Below are 18,576 nucleotides of genomic sequence, written 5' to 3'. Positions count from 1 at the left end.
TCAGCGGAGCCAAATTCGGCTCGAGGCGAGCTTGACGGAAGCGAGATTGCCGGGCGCTCGTTAATCGCGTCGGTTCGCCGCGCGCCGCTGTTTCTTCGTTGCGACTTCCGCCGGAGCCGCCCGGAACAGCGCGCGGCATCGATCGCGAAGCAGGGTGCATGGTGATCGTGTGGCCGGACCAGTTTGTGGCGCACGTCCTGCAGCTCAAGGGCTACGGTCCGCTGGCCGCGTTCTTCGATGGCGGCATGACCCGACGGTGCTGAACGGAGCGTAAAATTTGATCGGTGCCGAATGTCTGCAACTGGGACCAAATCGAACAACCGAGTCAGTGCTGCTTCGGTGCTCGAAGCGCGTATAGCCTTTGATAGATCATCGACTCTGGTATCCAGTCGAGCAAGGTGTGTCCAAGTGGCAGCTTGATTAGGCTGGCGATAATTCGAGATGAAGGCGGATACCAATATACGGACAGGTTATGAAATTTAAGGGGAGCGAACCCCAGAGTCGTGAACTCATGCATCAATCGCCTGTGACCGAAGTGTCTTCTGTAGTCGACGATTGGACCCGAAAGCAAAAGTATCTTGCCAGAATGTTCCTTGGCGACTTTCTCCAAGAACGCTTCTCGCTCCGGTAGGGACAGATAGTAGACGCATTCGAGGGCTGCGATCACGTCGTACCCCTCGAATGAGGCTTGCAAAAAATCAGCGCTTTCAAATCTGGCATTTGGCAGGTTTAGCGATTTGGCGCGAGCAATTGCTACATCGCTGATGTCGATGCCAACCACCGATCGTGCCTTGCCAAAGATAGCTTGCGTCAAGTGGCCTTCGCCGCAGCCGAGTTCAAGAACGGATTTGTCCCGGATGAATGGCTTCAGGCATCGGCGCAAGACCCTGTCCCTGAATTGGGCGTGGGAAATATGCCAGGGGTCAGGGTTCGCGTAATAGAGATTGAAATCTGCAGCCGTTCGCATGGCTGGTTTCCGCTTGGTTGAAAGACAAGCAATCTTCCCAGTCGCCAAGAACTAAATGTCCGTGGCGCGTTGGCGAGATCCCGGCGCTTCAAGCCTTGCCTTTGGCGGCAGCGCCTACTGCATGCTCACCCTTTCGCGCCATCGCGCTTCGAAAGTATCAAAGTCTTTCAGTGCCCAGGCTTGCGAGTCCAATGGATTGCCAGGCTTCTCCGTGACCGCGGTTGTGACTTTTGCGGCGGAAACGGGTTGCGGGGATGCTTCCTTTGGCCATTCCAGCAACGATTTCGAAAGCATGGGCTTGCCTTCGTACCAGCACTTTCGTCCATCGATCAGACGATAGGACCACCACCGCCCGTGCGTATTTGAAGGCGTCGCGGCGCTGCATTGTTGTTTGGCCTGCGCGTTTGGCATCCCAACTGGCAAGAGCATAACAATCCAAACGGCCAAGGCGATTGGTGGCAGTTTTCTCATTTGCGCACTTGTTGCTGCAGGCGGCTTACAGCGACCACCAAATCGGGGCGGTCGAGAACTTCCACCAAGCTGTCGAGGATACGCTCATTGTTCTGCGGCCGGGGCCGAAGGTATTCTTCCAGTATGCGTTGCGCTTCGCTAATCGCCTGAACAGTCAATTGTTGATCGGTCATGTCTTCTTACCCATCAAACAAAAACGCGCCCCGCCAAAAGCGGAGCGGGAAATCAAGACGCTTTTGGGAAATATCCCCGCTATTTTGCCTTATTCGATCAATTTTTGTTTCAATGTGGAACCTCAGCGCGCGATCGCTGCGGCCTCGACCGGCGGATGACTACGTGAAGGCGATCGCACTGAAATCGATTGAGACCAACAGCATGTCCGTGACGGGCCTGCGATCGGGACCGCGTGCGTAGGCGCGCCGCACGCTCGGGAGGCGAATACCGTCTGCTTCGATATGCGCGGACGTGAGTTGCGCGGCCGGAAAGCCGCCCGCGATGTTCACGCTGTAATCATGACGGCGCAGCATCATGTCCTCGCCGAAGAAGAAGTCCTGCACCATGCAGTGGGTTTCCATCCGGCCGGGGAAGTGGGCGCGCAGCACGCGCCAGGTCTCGGGCCCCTCGCGCCAGGCCTCGGTCTCTTCGACACGGACACCGTCCATCGCCAGCAGGAATGGCGTCGTCAGATATGTCCACACGGCTTCGCCGTTGAAGTAGGCACGGTGCAGCGGATCCCAGGGTGTGTGCATCTGGTGGCCCGCGAACGAATCCCGAGGCGCGTATCGCTCGGCGACCAGCGTACCGTCGAGCTTCTCGATGGCGATCCGATCCGGCGTGAACATCGTCCGCTGATCGGGAGCCCCGAACGGCGTGACGGAAGAGCGCTCCTCATGCAGCCACACGGTCATGCGCCGCGGATTGCTATCCTGCGACAGGCCTTTGAGGGGAAAGAGGCCTCCGCCTGTGACCATGGTGGCCTCAACCTTATTGTATCCTTGCCAGCGCTCCAGACCGCCGTGCGCATCGAGAACTTTCGCAAGCAGATCGTTCATGGCTTTCGTCTCCAATCCTCAAGAGAAATCGGTCAGGATCAGGCCGAAGTTCGGTCTGGTTAGGCAGTCGGCATTGGTAGCGCCGATATTTGTGGGCCCGCCGGTAACGAGGGCGGCGCCCCCGGGTAGTGGTGCTCGTGGACATACCCCTTTGTGCGGCTCTAAGTTATGCCGTCTGAACTTGCCGCGATATGACAGATTGAGAGCTATCCTTTCGAATTGTGGACGTAGATTCGATGGATCGCCTGGAAGCCATGTTGACCTTTCTGGCCGTCTTGGCTCGAAAGCGACAGCCGCGCGCTGCGACAAAGGGAATCCTGATTGGTCTCTCTGCACTGCTGCTTGCAGGGGCTCAATTCCCCTATGCACGCCTCATCGCACAGGAAGCCATCGGACCGCACCGTTCCGCTCCGCAGCCGACTGTGCTTTCCGCCGACGCAGAGAGAGCAATGGTGTCAACGTCGGGCTCTGAGTTCAGAGAATGCGCGCGCGAATGCCCGGTGATGGTTGTGATCCCCGCGGGCAGGTTCATGATGGGCTCACCCGATCACGAACCGGACCGTAGGACCAGCGAAGGTCCGCAGCACGAAGTGATATTTCGCGTACCTTTCGCCCTTTCCAGATTCGAGGTGACGTTCGAGCAATGGGACGCTTGCGTGGCCGCCTCGGCGTGTGCGCGCGCAACCGATGCATGGGGTCGTGACGCGATGCCGGTGGTCAATGTGAGCTGGGACGATGCCAGGCAGTATGTGAGTTGGCTTTCGCAATTGACCGGGAGAGAGTATCGATTGCCGACCGAGGCTGAATGGGAATACGCCGCGCGCGCCGGTGCCAGCGGCCGCTACGCCTGGGGCGATGAACCCGGCGCGGAAAACGCCAACTGCGCCGGCTGCAGCGATAAGTGGAGCTTGCAGACCGCGCCCGTTGGATCGTTCAAGCCCAACGCCTTCGGCCTGAACGACATGCACGGCAATGTGTGGGAATGGACTGAAGACGTTTGGCACGACAGTTACTACGGCGCGCCCGCGGACGGTTCGGCATGGATCGAGGGCGATCGCGATTATCGGACCATTCGCGGTGCATCCTGGCACAACGAGACGGAACTGGTTCGGGCAGCGGTTCGCTTCGCACGTCACCGCAAGGTTCAGTTCGATACGCTCGGATTCCGCGTAGCCAGGACAATGAGGCCGTGAGCCGCTGGTGGCGCCGTAGCCAGGACGTTCTTCCGCTCAATGGCCACGGGCCACTGGTAGCATTCTTCGATGGCTTCACGGCGCCACGGGCGGCTAGCGCCAATCGACGCTCTCCAACTCTCGGGTGAGTTCGGCAAGCCCGTCGCGCATGCCGAACTGCGCCTTCCAGCACCATAGCTCCAGCGTACAGCAGAGCCGGTAGAGGTCGATTGTGTCCTGCCAGTTCGGGCGCTCGATGACGCCATATCCGGCAAGCAATCCCGACCGCTTCAGTGCGTCCTGCGGCTTTTCCTGCGGTTTGAAGTAATAGAGCGCCTTGGCAATATCCATCAGCGGATCGCCGGCTGTGGCGTTTTCGAAATCGACGATGCCGGACAGAAGCGGTGCGCGGCTCGCGGTCACCAGCACGTTTCCGGCGTGAAGATCGTAGTGACAAAGGCGAGGGGCGATCGCTCCGTCGAGCAGGTGCCGGCGCGCGGCAATGCTGACCCTGAGCCGCTCGGCCAGCGCGGGATCGCCGCCGCGCTCGCCAAACTCCGTCAGCTTCCGCTCGAACTGGGAGGACATGTAGTTGCGGTTGGTGGCCTGAGGCGTCCAGACGCCGTTCGGGCCGATATAACCGAAGCCGTCGAGCGTGATCTTGTTGATCTCGCGCAAGCTCGCGCCCATCTCGGCGTAGATCGCAAACAGCTCGGCGTCTGGCAGTTCCGCCTCATGCCTGCCCAGCACCAGTCCGTCGAGCTTGTTCATCAGGACGAAATTGAGGTCGATGACCGACCGCGTATCGTCGGCAATGAGGATGCGGGGAACAGGCGTGCTGATATCTAGCAGGAGGCCCAGCACGTGGACCTCTTTCGCCATCTTCCACGCCATCGACGCCGGATAGACTTTGAGAATGCAGGAAGAGGAATCTGTCAGCGTGATCTCGAATATCGCGCTCATCTCTCCGCCGCGCAGTTCGGTGGCGGCTACGACGGAAGAATGGGGAGCGAGGCGACCCGTGATCGCCCGCGCCTGGTCGATCGAGATTGCCAGCCGCGGCTTTAGCGGCGTTGGTGCATTATCCGGCATGGCGTCGATTCCGGCGACTTCTTTGCCAAGCGAGTAGCACGGGTGAGGCGAAGCACAACCCGGGAAAATTCTCGCCGCGTCGGGGCCAGCACGCACGAAAACGTGTGCAGCGCCCGGGAATGCTGCGGCATTCGAGAGCCTGGTTCCACCGCATCAAACTTTTGCCAAACGTCGCCGCTACCTCGACCGCCGGCTGGCGGTCGCGATAAAGTTGTGGAACTCAATCATGTCGGCATACTCGAGCGTCACAATCGATAGAGAGCCGCGTCATGCAGGCGTCGAGGAAAGCCGTGTAGAGACTGCGGGCCGATCCGATCTCGGCAGCGTGTTCGTCGCCGCACTTTACGCTGCGCTCGTCGTTCCCGTGATGACGGGGTGGTTGTACTTGCTCGGCCTTTCGTTCTGGAAGGTCATGATCTGGATGATTGCTTGATCATGCCCGGTTCTCTGTCCGGCCCCCTCAAGCCCTGCGCGCGGAGCACGTGAGATGCTGGACGTCGTTGCTATTTTGGTTTTGCTCGGGGTGGCCTACGCTGCTGGATATTATACGCGTGACCGTATGTCCCGAAAACGGCGTGAGAGCGCCCGCAGATGGAAGAACTACGTAGAGGCGGGACGGCCGCATCCCGCGAATACCAACCAGGCTCCCGCCAAACAGGCGCATGGCGATCTCGCTCAAATGCTGAGCCGCTGGGATGACAGGGCCCGAGCACGTCGATCGCAGCAATGATCCTTCCTGGAAATGGAAGCTGCCGCCCTAAACGCCGAAGTCCTCGGGGGGCATCCCGAGGACTTCAAATCAGAGCAATCTGACGGCTAAATCGGTAGGCCGGCGCCCTTATGGGGTGCGGTCGGCGGTAACCAGGCGCGCTTCCCGGATCAACGACTTGGAACCGGCGGCGCGGAGGCAGGAAGCCTCGAAATTCGGCCAAGCCTGCTGCGAGCAATCCTTGCCGACGGTGCGGATGTCGAGGCGGTCACCCTTGGCAAGCGCCTGCGGCACGCTGGCTTCAACCGAGGGGGCAAAGCCGGGCAAAATGGTCAATGCGGTGGCGATGAGCGCGGCAAAGGTGATTGCGGAAAGTGCCTTGATCATGACGGTCCCCTGTCATGGGCCGTTCGGCCCGTCGTTTCGTTGGATGGATGTGTACCTAGGCGGCGTTTCCGGGTGTCTTCGCCAAGCCCGAAAATGGTTTCGTCAGGGCCGAGTTTTGTTTCGTCGCCCCGGAGGGACGAAACATTGCCGGCTCGCCTAAGCAGACGCGCCGACCCCAACAGTGGTTCATTGGCCGATCCCAAATAAAAAGGCGGGTCTGCGGGGAACCGGAGCGTTTTCGAGCGAAGCCTGCCCGGGCTTGATCCGGGGTGGGTACCGGTTTGCGTGAAGAAAACGCGTCAAAACAAGAAACTGGCCCGCTTGCCGGGCCGCCCGGGGCGGGTTAGGAGGGTTCTATGCCCCGTATCGCGCTCTATCCCGGCTCTTTTGACCCCGTCACCAACGGCCATCTGGACGTGGTCCAGCACGCTGTGACCCTGTGCGACCGGCTGATCGTCGCCGTTGCCGTCCATCCCGGCAAAAAGTCGCTGTTTTCGACCGAGGAACGCCTGGAGATGCTCAAGGAGGTATGCGCGCCCATCGCGAAGAGCGCCGGTTGCGCCTTTGAGGCCTCCACCTACGACAATCTGACGGTCGCGGCGGCCCGGGCGGCCCGCGCCACCATCATGATTCGGGGCCTGCGCGACGGCACCGATCTGGACTACGAGATGCAGCTTGCCGGCATGAACCAGACCATGGCGCCTGAGGTGCATACGGTGTTCGTCCCGGCGTCACCCGCGGTCCGCCCGATCACCGCCACACTGGTACGCCAAATCGCGGGCATGGGCGGCGACTTTTCCGCGTTCGTGCCGCCCTCGATCGCAGCCAAGCTCAAGGCCAAATTCGCCAGCTAGCGCGCATCGCGTGCTCCCAACGCCTTACTCTCTCGATCCCGGAGTTTTCATGATCCGCATTCTCGCTTTTGTCGCCGCGCTGATTTGCGCGGCTCCCGCGATCGCCCAGCCGCTGCCGGCCAATCTCGACAAGGCCAATGCGGTCGTGATCGACACGACGAAAGGCCGCATCGTGATCAAGCTGCGGGCCGACCTCGCGCCTCAGCATGCCGAGCGCATCAAGCAGCTGGCACGCGAGGGCTACTACAACAACGTGCCGTTCCACCGCGTGATGGACGGCTTCATGGCGCAGACCGGCGACGGCCAGAACTTCAACGGCACCGGCGGCTCGAAATATCCGAACCTGAAGCAGGAGTTCTCCAAGGTGCCGTTCACCCGCGGCATCGTCGGCATGGCGCGGCGCGGCGACAGCGTCGATACCGCGAACTCGCAGTTCTTCATCATGTTCGCGGAAGGCTCGAGCCTGAACGGCCAGTACACCGTGATCGGCGAGGTCGTGTCCGGCATGGATGTGGTCGACAAGCTGAAAAAGGCGCCGCCCGGATCGTCCGGCGGACAGGTCACCGACCCTGACAAAATGGTGAAGGTGCAAGTCGCATCCGATATCAAGTGAGCCATGACAACGTCGCGCAGCAAGCCGCTCCTCGGGTTTGCCGCGCTGCTGTTGTGCCTGGTATCGACCGTGCAGGCCTCGGCGCAACCGCTGCAACTCGACACGCTCAAGGACATCTTTGTGCGGCTAAATTCGTGCTGGAAGCCGCCGCCGCTGTCGCAGGCTAACCCGATCGACATCACCGTGATCGTCAGCTTCAACCGCGCGGGCGCCATTATCGGTCAGCCCAGAATTACCTATGAATCGGAACACGCCAGCGATAACGACCGGCTCAAATACCGCATTGCGGTGATGGAAACATTGCAACGCTGCACGCCGTTGCCATTTACCGAGGGACTGGGCGGTGCCGTTGCCGGCCGGCCTTTGGCGGTCCCTTTTCGAACCCGCAAACGTCCACCCAAACCTGATGAGAGAAGAGCATGGCAGCCACAGAAAATACTTTGATCCTTGAAACCACGCAGGGTCCCGTCACCATCGAGATGCGCCCGGATCTGGCGCCGGGCCACGTCGCCCGCATCAAGGAACTGGTGCGCGAAGGGTTTTACGACGGCATCGTGTTCCATCGCGTGATCGACGGCTTCATGGCGCAGACCGGTTGCCCGCAAGGCACCGGCACCGGCGGCTCCGGCAAGAAGCTGAAGGCCGAATTCAACAAGGAGCCGCACGTGCGCGGCACCACCTCGATGGCGCGCGCGGCGAGCCCGGATTCCGGCGACAGCCAGTTCTTCATCTGCTTCGACGACGCGTCCTTCCTCAACGGCCAGTACACGGTCTGGGGCAAGGTCACTGAAGGCATGGAGAATGTCGACAAGATCAAGCGCGGCGAGCCGGTCAAGGATCCGGACAAGATCGTCAAGGCGCATATGGCGGCTGACGCGGGCTGATCATCAGCCGTCATTCCGGGGCATGCGAAGCATGAACTGGGATGTGCAATTGCACATCTGAGAATCTCGAGATTCCGGGTTCGCATCTTCGATGCGCCCCGGAATGACGCTGAGAGGCAACGCTGGAGCGCATTGCGCCATGCGCACCGATCTGTTCGACTTCGAACTGCCCGCCGCCAACATCGCGCTGCGACCGGCGAGCCCGCGCGATTCAGCGCGGATGCTGGTGGTGCAGCCGGACGGCGTGTTGCACGACCGGGCCGTGGCCGAACTGCCGGACTGGTTGCTGCCTGGCGACCAGCTCGTCGTGAACGATACCAAGGTCATTTCGGCCCAGCTCAAGGGACGCCGCATCGGCCGCGAGACCGAACCGAAGATCGAGGCAACACTGATCAAGCGGCTCGACGGCTCGCGCTGGCGGGCGCTGGTCAAGCCGGCCAAGAAACTGGCGCCGGGCGACGTGGTGCGCTTCGGCAATGAAGGCAAGGTCTGCCTGCTCGGCCATCTCGACGCCGAGGTCGAGGCCAAGGGCGAAGAGGGCGAGATCACGCTGTCGTTCTCGTTTCATGGACCTGCGCTCGACCAGGCGATCGCCGACCTCGGCACGCCGCCATTGCCGCCCTACATCGCCTCCAAGCGCACGCCTGACGATCGCGATGCCGCCGATTACCAGACCATGTTCGCGGCCAATGAGGGGGCGGTCGCGGCGCCCACCGCAGGGCTGCATTTCACGCCGGCGCTGGAGGCGGCACTGCGCGAGCGCGGCGTCGGACTGCATCGGATAACGCTGCATGTCGGGGCAGGGACCTTCCTGCCGGTCAAGGTGGAAGAAACGTCGGAACACCGGATGCATGCCGAATGGGGCTCGATCTCGGCCGAGACCGCCGCTGCCTTGAATGCGGCCCGCGCCAAAGGTGGCCGCATCGTTGCGGTCGGGACCACATCGTTGCGGTTGTTGGAAAGCGCGGCCGCCGAGGACGGCACCATCCAGCCGTTTGGCGCGGAGACCGCGATCTTCATCACGCCGGGCTATCGCTTTCGCGCGGTCGATATTTTGCTGACCAACTTCCATCTGCCGCGCTCGACACTGTTCATGCTGGTGTCGGCGTTCAGCGGGCTGGAGACGATGAAGCAGGCCTATGCGCACGCGATCGCCAGCGGCTATCGGTTTTATTCCTATGGTGACGCGTGCCTGTTGTTTCGCGCGCGCGAGTGATCGGCGCTTTAGCTTCGTTCGACAGCGCGCTCGAGCTTCTTGCTCAAAATCCAGGACAGGCCGAGGAACGCGACCAGCAGCGCGAAGGCCACGCCGGAGGAAGCATCGCTCATCATCTTCTCCGAGACCTGGCCGAAGGCATAGCCGGCCGAGACGACGGTGCAGGACCACAGGCCCGCGGCGACGAAATTGAACGCCAGGAAAGTGGACCAGGGCAGTTGCGATATTCCATACGCAAAGCCCGCGACGCCGCGTATGCCGTGCGGAAAACGATGAAACAGGATCATCCAGGCATAGTGACGGTCGGCCAGCCGGGCTGCGATCTGGACGGCACGTTCCAGCCTCGGAAAGGATCCGAGCCAGCGTGTGCCATAACGCCGCGCGATCCAGAACCGGATCACGTCACCGGTAAAGGTGCCGAACCAGCAAACCATGATCAGCTTGCCGAAATCCAGCGCGCCCGAATGCACCGCGTAGCCCGCGAACAGCGTGATCAGCAGGCTATGCGAGGCCGCATAAGCGAACATGAGACTGTAGGCCGCATCGCCGTGCTGGCGGATGAGATCGAGAAACGACGCCAGATCGGTCGGAAACAGCAAAATAGCCTCACTTTGGACGATTATCCCCCGGTGACACGTCCTGTCACCGGGGGACCAGCCCGAACGCTACTACGCGGCCTGAACATTTGAAAGCAAAAGGCAGGTTGGGGTTGAAGCGTATCATTCGCACAGGGCGCAGCGTGGCCGGAGCACAGGGAAACCTACCACGCACATCTGCGCTGTTCCGCGCGCTTGACCGAGGGCGTGGTCGGTTGGTCCGCGCCTGCATAGGTCGATCAACGCGGCTCGCTCGGCTTGTCCCGCTCCCGGCCTTCGGCGGCTTGAGCGGCGCATTCATCCATGCCGTGGCACTTGCTCTTGTAATAATAGTACCACGATCCGGCTATCGCGCAGATCAAGACCAGCCCGAGGAGATAAGCCCAGCTTCGCTTCGGCATCGTCAGCCTTCAAGTTCGGTAGCGACCGTGAACTTAACCAACGATTCGCCGCGAAGCCAGCAGGCGCGACGCGCCCCTCATCGATGTCAGGAATTTCTCATTTCCGGCGACGCAACGAAGGCGCGTCAGCTCGACGGCACGCGATCGGTCAAATCCAGGGTTCTTGCAAATGCTCCTGTTGCAGCGCGCGTTGAACCGCAGGTCTTGCCAGAATGCGATTCATGTACGGACCGACATGGGGCCAGCTTGCTCCCGGACGCGGCATTCCACGTGACCATCGACACAGGGTAAGCGCACAAGCGTCAACTGCCGAGTAAGTATCACCCAACAACCACGGGCCACCGTGAGATTCGAGCGCACCGTCGAGCAAATCGAATAAGCCATACACCTTCTGTTCAGCACACGCTCGCAACTCGGGAAACATGGCTGGATCGTTGGCCCATTTGTTGGGATGCAGATACATGGACAATGCAGGCTGTAACGTACTTGAGGACCACATCAGCCACTTATAAAAGTGCGCGCGTTCGCCAGTCCCTATGGCCGGAGCCAGCTCAAACCCGGATTGGTATCGACCAAATGCAGGCAGATGGCTGCGGATTCGTACAAGACCAAATCATCCTGCACGAGGACCGGGATTAGACCGTTTGGATTCAGTCGGAGATGATCGGGTCCCTTGTGCGCGCCGCCGCTCAGATTGACAAAAATGAGCTGGTACGGAGCCGCAATTTCTTCGAGCAGTATATGCGGAACGAGGCTGATGAAGCCGGGATCGTAATAAAGCCGTATGATCAGCGATCTCCTCGCGAGCAAAAGCGAGCATGCTTTGTCGCATAAATGATGCGCGAAGCGTGGAGTTGGTTAGCGACGTCTAACCTACTCCACGCGTTCACCTCACGCCATCGCGCGTTGTGGCAGCAGCTCCGCAATCTGGACGGCGTTCAGCGCGGCGCCCTTCAACAGCTGGTCTGCCGAGACGAACATCGCGATCGAATGGCCTGATGGATCGCTGAGATCCTTGCGGATGCGGCCGACCAGCACGTCGTCCTGGCCTGACGCGTCGATCGGCATCGGGAAGTAATTCTTCGCCCGATCATCGACGATCTTGACACCCGGCGCCTTCGACAGGATCGCGCGCACCTCGTCCTCCGAGATCGGGCGCTCGCATTCGAAAGTGATGGCCTCGCAATGCGCGCGCAGCACCGGCACCCGCACGCAGGTGACGCCGATCGCAATCTTCTCGTCCTCGAAAATCTTCCGCGTCTCCTTGATGACCTTGGTCTCTTCGTCGTTGTAGCCGGTCGCCGGATCGATCGCGGTGTTGTGGCTGAACACGTTGAAGGCGTAGGGGAGCGGGATCACCTTGGGCGTAAACGGCCGCCCCTCGAGGCTGGCGCGGGTCGATTCCCTGAGTTCCTCCATCGCCGCCGCACCGGCACCGCTGGCGGCCTGATAGGTCGAGATGATCATGCGCTTGATGTGGTTTTGCCTGTGGATCGGCCACAGCGGCACCAGCGCCGTGATCGCCGAGCAGTTGGGGTTGGCGATGATGCCCTTGTGGTCGCGGATGCGGCCCGCGTTGATCTCGGGAATGACCAGCGGCACGTCCGGGTCCATCCGGAAGGCGGATGAATTGTCGACCACGACGGCGCCGGACTTCACCGCGATCGGCGCATACTTCTTCGAAATGCTGCCGCCGGCCGAGAACAGCGCAATGTCGACGCCGTGGAAGGAGTGCGGGGTGAGCTCTTCGATCACCACCTGCTCGCCACGGAAGTTGACGGTCTGGCCGGCCGAGCGCGCGCTCGCCAGCGCCTTCAGCTTGCCGACGCGGAAATTGCGCTTGTCCATGGTGGCGATGAATTCGGCCCCGACGGCGCCGGTCACGCCGACAATGGCCACTACTGGATCGTTGCTCACGTTCGTCTTCCTTTGGTTTGAGTAGGCTGCAGGCAATAAAAAAGCCCCGGTCCTTTTCAGGCGGGGCTTCGGTTCAGATGATGCGATCGTTCGACTACGTGCGCACGGCTCCCGAGCCCCCCAAGGGTGCTTTGGTTTTCGCGGTACGTTTGGTGGTCGCGTTCATGGGGCGGACTTATGCGGGAGACTTGTGCCGCCGTCAACGGGTTTTGGAGGGAAAAAGAGGCTGAATGGCCTGTTGAACAGGGCGCGTCTGTTACGCCATAAGCTCACCCATGGACGTTCCCAATCATTTCGAGCTGCTCACCACCAACGGCCAGGCCCGGCTCGGCCGGCTCTCCACCCCACACGGCATGGTGCGGACGCCGGCCTTCATGCCGGTCGGCACCGCGGGCGCGATGAAGGGCATGCACTGGCGCGAGGTGCGCGATGCCGGCGCTGATATCGTGCTCGGCAATACCTACCATCTGATGCTGCGGCCGGGGGCCGAGCGGATCGCAGCCCTTGGCGGCTTGCAGAAATTCACAGGCTGGCAGGGGCCCATGCTGACCGATTCCGGCGGCTTCCAGGTGATGTCGCTTTCAGAGCTGCGCAAGGTGACAGAGCACGCCGTGACCTTTCGCTCGCATATCGACGGCGCCAAGGTCGAGCTGTCGCCGGAACGATCGATCGAGGTGCAGCGGCTGCTCGGCTCCGACATCGCCATGCAGATGGACGAATGCGTGCGGCTGCCGGCCGGACGCGCCGACATCGAACGCGCGATGCAGCTCTCGTTGCGCTGGGCCGAGCGCTCAAAACGCGCCTTCGAGAGCGCGCCTCCCGGCTACATGCTGTTCGGCATCGTGCAGGGCGGCGACGTGCCCGAACTGCGCCACGCCAGCGCGCGCGGGCTGGTCGAGATCGGGTTCCACGGCTACGCGATCGGCGGCCTTGCGGTCGGCGAACCCCAGGCGGTGATGCTTGCCATGATCGAGGAGACCGCGCCCCTTCTGCCGCAGGATCGTCCGCGCTATCTGATGGGCGTCGGCACGCCAGAGGATCTGCTGGAGGCGGTAGCGCGCGGCATCGACATGTTCGACTGCGTGATGCCGACCCGTAACGGCCGGCACGGCATGGCATTCACGCGCTTTGGCCAGATCAATCTGCGCAATGCCCGCCATGCCGACGATCCCAGACCGCTGGACGAGGAGAGCATGTGGCCGGCGACGCGCGAATACTCCCGCGCCTATCTCCATCATCTGGTGCGGTCGGGCGAGACGCTGGGCGCGATGCTGCTGTCGGAAATCAATATCGCGTATTATCAGCACCTGATGCAGGGCATGCGGGACGCGATCGGTAACGGCAGCTTCGAGACGTTCCAACAACAAACGCGCGCCGGATGGGCGCGCGGTGACATTGCTGTGAGGTGATGCTGAGAGGTGGTTGTTTTTTTTAGTTTGACGCGTTTTCCTTACGCGAACCGGGGCCCACTTCGCTCGAAAACGCTATGCCTAGTTACAGGCGAACCTCCGGATCGAATGCTTGGTCACGAAGCCGTAACCGCAGGTATCGCAGGTCCAGAGATAACCGATGACGTTGTCATACATGTAGGCGGAAGCTTCCGCGGCCACCATAGAGTCCGCACATACCGGGCAGGTCGGTAAATCACAGCCACGCGGGTCGGGCCTAGACGCGACGGACAGGACTTCAGCAACTGCTGGCATCGTGACCTCCTTTGCGATCTGAAGCGGAAGCTCAACTCACTACGAAAGTATAAACCGATTTATTTGACGTTGTCGCAACACAAATGCGTACGAACGGCGTTATCGGCGAACTTTCGATTTTGCGATGCAGCGAATTTTTGACTCTGACGTTTCATGCTTGCGCATCAGCTCGGCCACCTCCTAAGTAAGGAGAGCCCCGAATTCCGGGCACATTATCACCGCAGGAGTGTTTTGATGGAGGCATCGTCAGCCACGGGTGCAGTGCACCGTCCCGGACGGGGCCGGGTGTTCGACAGCATCGTTGACGCGATTGGCGACACCCCGATCGTCCGCTTGCGCAAACTGCCGCAAGCCCACGGTGTCAGCGCTACCATTTTAGCTAAACTTGAATATTTCAACCCGGCGGCAAGCGTCAAAGACCGCATCGGTGCGGCGATGGTGATCGCGATGGAGAAAGCTGGCGTGATCAACGCCGACACCGTGCTGATCGAGCCGACCTCGGGCAACACCGGCATTGCGCTGGCCTTTGTCGCGGCCTCGCGCGGCTACCGGTTGAAACTGGTGATGCCGGAATCGATGTCGATCGAGCGGCGCAAGATGCTGGCCTTCCTCGGCGCCGAGATCGTGCTGACGCCGGCGGCGCAGGGCATGAAGGGCTCGATTGCGACCGCCGAAGAGCTGGTGCGCACGACGCCGAACGCCGTGATGCCGCAGCAGTTCAAGAACCTCGCCAATCCCGAAATTCACCGCCGCACCACCGCGGAGGAAATCTGGAACGACACCGGCGGCAATATCGATTTCTTTGTCGCTGGCGTCGGCACCGGCGGCACCATCACCGGCGTCGGCCAGGTGCTGAAGCCGCGCAAGCCTTCGCTGCGGGTGATCGCCGTCGAGCCGGAGGAAAGCCCGGTGCTGTCGGGCGGACAGCATACGCCGCACAAGATCCAGGGCATCGGCGCCGGCTTCGTGCCGGACATTCTGGATCGTTCCGTGATCGACGAGATCGTCAAGATCAACTCGGCGACCGCGATCGAGATGTCGCGCGCGCTGGCACGCAACGAAGGCATTCCGGGCGGCATCTCCTCGGGCGCGGCGATCGCAGCGGCACTTGAGATCGGCAAGCGGCCGGAGGCCGCCGGCAAGACCATCCTCGCCATTGTGCCGTCATTCTCCGAACGTTATCTGTCGACCGTATTGTTTGAAGGAATTTAGCGATGGCGGACCAGCCGAGACGGCCGAGGACCCTGAACGACGCCCGCAGCGAGGCCGAGGCGGCGTTCAAGCGCACCACCACCAAGGTGGTGGAGGCGCCACCGAAGCCGACGGCGCTTCCCGGCGTGAAGGAACTGGTGTCGCTGCGCATCGACCAGGATGTGCTCGAATATTTCCAGGAAGGCGGCGCCGGCTGGCAGGACCGGATCAACGCGGCGTTGCGCAAGGCCGCCGGCAAATAGCCCCTCGAAACAGATACGCGCGAATGCGTCCTGTTTTGGCCCGCGTCCGGCTCGTTGCCCTGAGCTGTATCGGATTGGCGATTGGCGGCGACCTCGCCGGTCCGGCGATGGCGGATCAGGCGCCGTTCACCTGCACGATCCTGCCGGGCGAGGAGATCGCCAGCATCCTGATGACGAACCCGCTGTCGATCGACGCCTCCTGCATCGTGACGTGCAGATTCTCGACCACCAAGTACGACAGCAATCCCCAGATCACCTGTGCCAAGTCGGTGCCCTCGGGCAAGGAAGTGGAGATGTGCCGGCTGACGTCGGGCGGCGACAAATTCGTCAAACTCGCCGAAGGTCGCGCGGACTGCTTGGGGCTGTCCAACCCCAGCTCCGAATGAAAAAGCCCGGGATGATCCCGGGCTTTTTGCCGTGAATTGTCTTGGAGCGCTTAGCGCAGCATGCCGCCGACGACGCCGCCGATGAAACGGCCGGCACCGGCCGGATCCGGGCCGCCGCCGCCGCTGTGTTGGCGCTGCGGCTGCGGTTGGGGCTGGCCACCGCCGCCGCCACTGTTGGCGCGGCGGCGCGGCTTTTCCTCGTCGCTGGAGCTTGCGGTCGGCGCCGCCGCCACGATTTCGGTCAACAGGGCCTTGTGCTGCAGCCTGTTGAGGTAGCCGCTCTTGGGGTAGCCGCGGGCGGCCTGCCATCGCGTGATCACGGCCCGGGTCGGTGCATCGAAGGTGCCGGACATTTTGGTGTCGAAGCCGAGACCGTTCAGGCGGCGCTGGACGTCGCGGCGCTGGCCCTTGTCGAGGCCAATCTGATCCTCGGTGGTCTGGTTCGCTTCGTCCTTGAACGTCGCCGGATCGATGCCGGTGGTCAGGTTGCGCGTGGCGTTGTCCGGTTTGCTCTCAAGGGAGGCGATCCGTGCCAGCGCCAGCGATTTGAACTGACCGTTGGGATACTGAGCCACGTAAGCGTTGAGCTCTTCCGGCTTGCTCGAATCCTTGATCGAACGCCAGAACTCCAGCTCGACGTCGCTGCCCGGTGCAGCGGCGGCCACCGCCGGCGCGGATCCGGGCGCGGCAGGCGCTGGTGCACCGTTCAGGTAAACCGCACCCGTCAGATTGGTGTTGCCCCAGGGCAATTGACCCTTGTTGGTTTCCTCCTGGACCTGCGCGCGGACCTTGGTCATCGCCTGCTGAAGCTCGACGCCGGGCTGGGTGAGGTTGGCGAGCAGCGCGCGGGTGAACGGGCTGTTGCCGCCTTCCTTGCCGTCAAGCGCTGTCTGGCCGGGGCCGGTCGCAAACGCGATCAGCGTGCCTTCGCCGGATTTCATTTCGGCAAGGCCAGTCTGCACCGACACGCTGCGGGTGGACGGCGCGTTGGACTTGATCTTGGCGGCGAACGGATTGTCGCGGCAGGCATCGAGCAGCACCAGCTTGACCTTGGCATCGCTCATGGTCTGGTCGAGCGTGAGGTCGATATTGATGGCTGCGCCGAGCTTGACGTCCATTTCCGATTTGATGTCGGCGTCGATCGGCAGCAGATAATTGGTGCCGCCGACGGCGATACCGTGGCCGGCGTAGAAGAACACGGCCACGTCGGCGCCCTGCGCCTTCTTGCCGAAGTCGAGCAGCTTTTCCGTCATCTTGTCGCGGGTCAGGTTGGAGCCTTCCACCACTTCAAAACCGACGTTGCGCAGCGCGCCCGCCATCGCCTTCGCGTCGATGGATGGATTGGGCAACGCGGCGACGTGCTTGTAGGTGCCGTTCCCGACCACGAAGGCAACCCGCCTCTCGGCGCTGGCGGCGCCGGCGGTGAAGACCATGCAGATCAAGGAAAGGACAAGGGTTGGGAAGCGCATCAGAAAAATCCCCCTGGCAGAATCGAAAAAGATTTCGGCGGCAACGTTGGCCGCAGGTTACACGAAAAAAATACACACCGCGCCAGAAAAATGGGCCGCCTGCCCAGATCCGGGAGCCGTGTGATTCGCTCTTAAGCTATTGAATCTATCCAATATCTCATGAGATCCAGATCACAATTTAGTGGGTAAAATCCGAACTCAGGTTGCTGCCCGCGCGGGAACCGGGTTGATCGCGCGCAAGTTCAGCAGATTGCCGGCCAGGATCAGGATGGCGCCGAGCACGGTGAACAGGTCGAGCCGCTCTGCATAGATCAGCCAGCCCGCGGTGGCGGTTAAGGGAACCCGCAGGAAATCCATCGGGATCACCACCGTCGCATCGGCATGCAGCAACGCGCGTGCCATGCAGTAGTGGGAGAACGTGCCGCAGAAAGCGATCACGACGACCCAGCCCCAGGCGTAAGCCGGCGGCCACGTCCAGACGTAGAGCGCGGGAAAAAATCCAGCCACAGATTGTATCGCCAGCATCCAGAAAATGATCGCGACCGAATGTTCGGTCCGGGTCAGCGATTTGACCATCGCAATCGAGATGCCGAAGCCGACCGCGGCCCCCAGCGCAATCAATTGTCCGGGATTGACCTCGCCGGTCGCCGGGCGAACGATGACAATGACGCCGACGATGCCGAGCACGATGGCCGCGACCTTCCAGACCGTCATCCGCTCGCCGAGAAACATCGCGGCCAGGATCGCGGTCCAGATCGGCATCGTGAATTCGATCGCCACCACCTGACCGATCGGAATCAGCGTCAGCGCGAAAAACCAGCCGAGCTGCGCGCCGTAGTGAATGAGGTTGCGCGAGATGTGCATATGCAGCCGCGCGGTTTTCAGGATGGCAAATCCGCCATTGGCGCGGATCATCGGATACAGCAGGAAGAAGCCGATGATCGTGCGCATCTCCATCAGCTGGAACACGTTCAGCTCGCGCATGCCTTCGCGGCCGGCGACCACCACGATCAGCATCAAGGCGAGCCAGCCCGACATCCACAGCGCGGCCAGTGATTTGGAAGGTGTGCGGTCCATGCGCTAGCGGCTGAGTTGGGCTGACCTAGAGGGGCAGGCGGGTATCGGCGAGCGCTCGGCGATTTGCAACGTGCAAATCTGCGGACGCAGCGATGCGCGGGCGCCAATTTCGCTGTGGGAGGCAGTGCGGGATCGGTGCTAAGGATCGGCCCGTCT

At 61.7% G+C, this 18,576-nt stretch carries 25 protein-coding genes; 12 read left to right on the top strand and 13 right to left on the bottom strand.

Annotated features, from left to right (window positions below; all coding sequences use genetic code 11):
• Nucleotides 1-325: 325 nt before the first annotated feature.
• Complete coding sequence (locus JQ567_RS11105) at nt 326-967, bottom strand: bifunctional 2-polyprenyl-6-hydroxyphenol methylase/3-demethylubiquinol 3-O-methyltransferase UbiG (RefSeq protein ID WP_212438843.1); 642 nt, start codon at nt 965-967, stop codon at nt 326-328.
• Nucleotides 968-1,081: 114 nt separating this feature from the next.
• A complete protein-coding gene (locus JQ567_RS11100) occupies nt 1,082-1,438 on the bottom strand; it encodes a hypothetical protein (RefSeq protein ID WP_249165394.1) in 357 nt (118 codons plus the stop codon).
• Here JQ567_RS11100 and JQ567_RS11095 point away from each other — a divergent pair.
• On the top strand, nt 1,423-1,770 hold the full coding sequence (locus JQ567_RS11095) for a hypothetical protein (RefSeq protein ID WP_212438842.1): 348 nt from the start codon (nt 1,423-1,425) through the stop codon (nt 1,768-1,770). The genes JQ567_RS11100 and JQ567_RS11095 overlap by 16 nt on opposite strands.
• On the opposite strand, the gene JQ567_RS11090 is transcribed toward JQ567_RS11095, so the two are convergent.
• Entirely contained in the window at nt 1,771-2,490 is a 720-nt protein-coding gene (locus JQ567_RS11090) for a hypothetical protein (RefSeq protein WP_212438841.1), read from the bottom strand.
• Nucleotides 2,491-2,726: 236 nt separating this feature from the next.
• On the opposite strand from JQ567_RS11090, the gene JQ567_RS11085 reads away from it, so the two are divergent.
• A complete protein-coding gene (locus JQ567_RS11085; protein WP_212438840.1) occupies nt 2,727-3,683 on the top strand; it encodes a formylglycine-generating enzyme family protein in 957 nt (318 codons plus the stop codon).
• Between the two features lie 93 nt (nt 3,684-3,776).
• Here the strand turns inward: JQ567_RS11085 and JQ567_RS11080 are convergent, their stop codons facing one another.
• Entirely contained in the window at nt 3,777-4,754 is a 978-nt protein-coding gene (locus tag JQ567_RS11080; RefSeq protein WP_212438839.1) for a phosphotransferase family protein, read from the bottom strand.
• 226 nt (nt 4,755-4,980) lie between these two features.
• Here JQ567_RS11080 and JQ567_RS11075 point away from each other — a divergent pair, with 226 nt between their 5' ends.
• Nucleotides 4,981-5,187, top strand: coding sequence for a hypothetical protein (locus JQ567_RS11075; RefSeq protein WP_212438838.1), 207 nt, complete (start codon nt 4,981-4,983; stop codon nt 5,185-5,187).
• A gap of 405 nt (nt 5,188-5,592) precedes the next feature.
• On the opposite strand, the gene JQ567_RS11070 is transcribed toward JQ567_RS11075, so the two are convergent.
• A complete protein-coding gene (locus JQ567_RS11070; RefSeq protein ID WP_212262800.1) occupies nt 5,593-5,850 on the bottom strand; it encodes a hypothetical protein in 258 nt (85 codons plus the stop codon).
• Between the two features lie 356 nt (nt 5,851-6,206).
• On the opposite strand from JQ567_RS11070, the gene coaD reads away from it, so the two are divergent.
• The 5 genes from coaD (at nt 6,207) to queA (ending at nt 9,417) form a co-directional block, all read left to right on the top strand.
• Nucleotides 6,207-6,704 carry a pantetheine-phosphate adenylyltransferase gene (gene coaD / locus JQ567_RS11065; RefSeq protein WP_212438837.1) on the top strand — a complete coding sequence of 166 codons (498 nt, stop codon included), beginning with the start codon at nt 6,207-6,209 and terminating at the stop codon, nt 6,702-6,704.
• Between the two features lie 49 nt (nt 6,705-6,753).
• Entirely contained in the window at nt 6,754-7,317 is a 564-nt protein-coding gene (locus tag JQ567_RS11060; RefSeq protein ID WP_212210407.1) for a peptidylprolyl isomerase, read from the top strand.
• Between the two features lie 3 nt (nt 7,318-7,320).
• Nucleotides 7,321-7,761 (top strand): hypothetical protein, encoded by a 441-nt coding sequence (locus JQ567_RS11055; protein ID WP_212438836.1) that lies wholly within the window; start codon nt 7,321-7,323, stop codon nt 7,759-7,761.
• Nucleotides 7,737-8,201 carry a peptidylprolyl isomerase gene (locus JQ567_RS11050; RefSeq protein WP_212438835.1) on the top strand — a complete coding sequence of 155 codons (465 nt, stop codon included), beginning with the start codon at nt 7,737-7,739 and terminating at the stop codon, nt 8,199-8,201. Before JQ567_RS11055 ends, JQ567_RS11050 begins: the two co-directional genes overlap by 25 nt.
• Nucleotides 8,202-8,340: 139 nt before the next feature.
• Nucleotides 8,341-9,417: a tRNA preQ1(34) S-adenosylmethionine ribosyltransferase-isomerase QueA gene (queA, locus tag JQ567_RS11045; protein ID WP_212438834.1), complete on the top strand. Its 1,077-nt coding sequence runs from the start codon at nt 8,341-8,343 to the stop codon at nt 9,415-9,417.
• A gap of 8 nt (nt 9,418-9,425) precedes the next feature.
• Here queA and JQ567_RS11040 read toward each other — a convergent pair whose 3' ends face one another.
• The 5 genes from JQ567_RS11040 to JQ567_RS11020 form a co-directional block, all read right to left on the bottom strand.
• Entirely contained in the window at nt 9,426-10,016 is a 591-nt protein-coding gene (locus JQ567_RS11040) for a DedA family protein (RefSeq protein ID WP_212438833.1), read from the bottom strand.
• Nucleotides 10,017-10,252: 236 nt separating this feature from the next.
• Nucleotides 10,253-10,414: a hypothetical protein gene (locus JQ567_RS11035; RefSeq protein WP_212037391.1), complete on the bottom strand. Its 162-nt coding sequence runs from the start codon at nt 10,412-10,414 to the stop codon at nt 10,253-10,255.
• Between the two features lie 148 nt (nt 10,415-10,562).
• The gene (locus JQ567_RS39040) at nt 10,563-10,838 is read right to left on the bottom strand and encodes a glutathione binding-like protein (protein ID WP_409363594.1); all 276 of its coding nucleotides are present in this window, start codon (nt 10,836-10,838) and stop codon (nt 10,563-10,565) included.
• A 110-nt stretch (nt 10,839-10,948) separates the two neighbouring features.
• The gene (locus tag JQ567_RS39035; protein WP_212438831.1) at nt 10,949-11,224 is read right to left on the bottom strand and encodes a glutathione S-transferase N-terminal domain-containing protein; all 276 of its coding nucleotides are present in this window, start codon (nt 11,222-11,224) and stop codon (nt 10,949-10,951) included.
• Between the two features lie 81 nt (nt 11,225-11,305).
• Complete coding sequence (locus tag JQ567_RS11020) at nt 11,306-12,331, bottom strand: aspartate-semialdehyde dehydrogenase (RefSeq protein WP_212438830.1); 1,026 nt, start codon at nt 12,329-12,331, stop codon at nt 11,306-11,308.
• 275 nt (nt 12,332-12,606) lie between these two features.
• Here JQ567_RS11020 and tgt point away from each other — a divergent pair, with 275 nt between their 5' ends.
• Nucleotides 12,607-13,740 (top strand): tRNA guanosine(34) transglycosylase Tgt, encoded by a 1,134-nt coding sequence (gene tgt, locus JQ567_RS11015; protein WP_212438829.1) that lies wholly within the window; start codon nt 12,607-12,609, stop codon nt 13,738-13,740.
• An 81-nt stretch (nt 13,741-13,821) separates the two neighbouring features.
• Here tgt and JQ567_RS11010 read toward each other — a convergent pair whose 3' ends face one another.
• Nucleotides 13,822-14,034: a hypothetical protein gene (locus JQ567_RS11010; protein ID WP_192736088.1), complete on the bottom strand. Its 213-nt coding sequence runs from the start codon at nt 14,032-14,034 to the stop codon at nt 13,822-13,824.
• Between the two features lie 234 nt (nt 14,035-14,268).
• On the opposite strand from JQ567_RS11010, the gene cysK reads away from it, so the two are divergent.
• From cysK to JQ567_RS10995, 3 genes are read left to right on the top strand one after another with little or no spacing between them, the layout of a single operon-like run.
• Nucleotides 14,269-15,246: a cysteine synthase A gene (gene cysK, locus JQ567_RS11005; protein WP_212438828.1), complete on the top strand. Its 978-nt coding sequence runs from the start codon at nt 14,269-14,271 to the stop codon at nt 15,244-15,246.
• Between the two features lie 2 nt (nt 15,247-15,248).
• Nucleotides 15,249-15,488, top strand: coding sequence for a BrnA antitoxin family protein (locus tag JQ567_RS11000; protein ID WP_192736086.1), 240 nt, complete (start codon nt 15,249-15,251; stop codon nt 15,486-15,488).
• Between the two features lie 23 nt (nt 15,489-15,511).
• The gene (locus tag JQ567_RS10995; protein ID WP_249165391.1) at nt 15,512-15,874 is read left to right on the top strand and encodes a hypothetical protein; all 363 of its coding nucleotides are present in this window, start codon (nt 15,512-15,514) and stop codon (nt 15,872-15,874) included.
• Nucleotides 15,875-15,924: 50 nt separating this feature from the next.
• Here JQ567_RS10995 and JQ567_RS10990 read toward each other — a convergent pair whose 3' ends face one another.
• Nucleotides 15,925-17,343, bottom strand: a complete 1,419-nt coding sequence (locus JQ567_RS10990) for a caspase family protein (RefSeq protein ID WP_212438827.1) — start codon at nt 17,341-17,343, stop codon at nt 15,925-15,927.
• A 198-nt stretch (nt 17,344-17,541) separates the two neighbouring features.
• Nucleotides 17,542-18,420, bottom strand: a complete 879-nt coding sequence (locus JQ567_RS10985; RefSeq protein ID WP_212438826.1) for a DMT family transporter — start codon at nt 18,418-18,420, stop codon at nt 17,542-17,544.
• Between the last annotated feature and the right edge of the window lie 156 nt (nt 18,421-18,576).

Origin of the sequence: Bradyrhizobium sp. AUGA SZCCT0431, from assembly GCF_018131065.1 — a bacterium.
GTDB lineage: Bacteria > Pseudomonadota > Alphaproteobacteria > Rhizobiales > Xanthobacteraceae > Bradyrhizobium.
The sequence above is the reverse complement of the archived record's forward strand: the minus strand, read 5'-3'. Positions and strand labels throughout refer to the sequence as shown.

Excerpts from the sequence above, each read along its gene's own strand:
- JQ567_RS11105 (WP_212438843.1), bottom strand. The coding sequence starts at position 967 with ATGCGAACGGCTGCAGATTTCAATCTCTATTACGCGAACCCTGACCCC.
- JQ567_RS11100 (WP_249165394.1), bottom strand. The coding sequence starts at position 1,438 with ATGAGAAAACTGCCACCAATCGCCTTGGCCGTTTGGATTGTTATGCTC.
- JQ567_RS11090 (WP_212438841.1), bottom strand. The coding sequence starts at position 2,490 with ATGAACGATCTGCTTGCGAAAGTTCTCGATGCGCACGGCGGTCTGGAG.
- JQ567_RS11085 (WP_212438840.1), top strand. The coding sequence starts at position 2,727 with ATGGATCGCCTGGAAGCCATGTTGACCTTTCTGGCCGTCTTGGCTCGA.
- JQ567_RS11080 (WP_212438839.1), bottom strand. The coding sequence starts at position 4,754 with ATGCCGGATAATGCACCAACGCCGCTAAAGCCGCGGCTGGCAATCTCG.
- JQ567_RS11075 (WP_212438838.1), top strand. The coding sequence starts at position 4,981 with ATGTCGGCATACTCGAGCGTCACAATCGATAGAGAGCCGCGTCATGCA.
- JQ567_RS11070 (WP_212262800.1), bottom strand. The coding sequence starts at position 5,850 with ATGATCAAGGCACTTTCCGCAATCACCTTTGCCGCGCTCATCGCCACC.
- coaD (WP_212438837.1), top strand. The coding sequence starts at position 6,207 with ATGCCCCGTATCGCGCTCTATCCCGGCTCTTTTGACCCCGTCACCAAC.
- JQ567_RS11060 (WP_212210407.1), top strand. The coding sequence starts at position 6,754 with ATGATCCGCATTCTCGCTTTTGTCGCCGCGCTGATTTGCGCGGCTCCC.
- JQ567_RS11055 (WP_212438836.1), top strand. The coding sequence starts at position 7,321 with ATGACAACGTCGCGCAGCAAGCCGCTCCTCGGGTTTGCCGCGCTGCTG.
- JQ567_RS11050 (WP_212438835.1), top strand. The coding sequence starts at position 7,737 with ATGGCAGCCACAGAAAATACTTTGATCCTTGAAACCACGCAGGGTCCC.
- queA (WP_212438834.1), top strand. The coding sequence starts at position 8,341 with ATGCGCACCGATCTGTTCGACTTCGAACTGCCCGCCGCCAACATCGCG.
- JQ567_RS11035 (WP_212037391.1), bottom strand. The coding sequence starts at position 10,414 with ATGCCGAAGCGAAGCTGGGCTTATCTCCTCGGGCTGGTCTTGATCTGC.
- JQ567_RS39040 (WP_409363594.1), bottom strand. The coding sequence starts at position 10,838 with ATGTTTCCCGAGTTGCGAGCGTGTGCTGAACAGAAGGTGTATGGCTTA.
- tgt (WP_212438829.1), top strand. The coding sequence starts at position 12,607 with ATGGACGTTCCCAATCATTTCGAGCTGCTCACCACCAACGGCCAGGCC.
- JQ567_RS11010 (WP_192736088.1), bottom strand. The coding sequence starts at position 14,034 with ATGCCAGCAGTTGCTGAAGTCCTGTCCGTCGCGTCTAGGCCCGACCCG.
- cysK (WP_212438828.1), top strand. The coding sequence starts at position 14,269 with ATGGAGGCATCGTCAGCCACGGGTGCAGTGCACCGTCCCGGACGGGGC.
- JQ567_RS11000 (WP_192736086.1), top strand. The coding sequence starts at position 15,249 with ATGGCGGACCAGCCGAGACGGCCGAGGACCCTGAACGACGCCCGCAGC.
- JQ567_RS10995 (WP_249165391.1), top strand. The coding sequence starts at position 15,512 with ATGCGTCCTGTTTTGGCCCGCGTCCGGCTCGTTGCCCTGAGCTGTATC.
- JQ567_RS10990 (WP_212438827.1), bottom strand. The coding sequence starts at position 17,343 with ATGCGCTTCCCAACCCTTGTCCTTTCCTTGATCTGCATGGTCTTCACC.
- JQ567_RS10985 (WP_212438826.1), bottom strand. The coding sequence starts at position 18,420 with ATGGACCGCACACCTTCCAAATCACTGGCCGCGCTGTGGATGTCGGGC.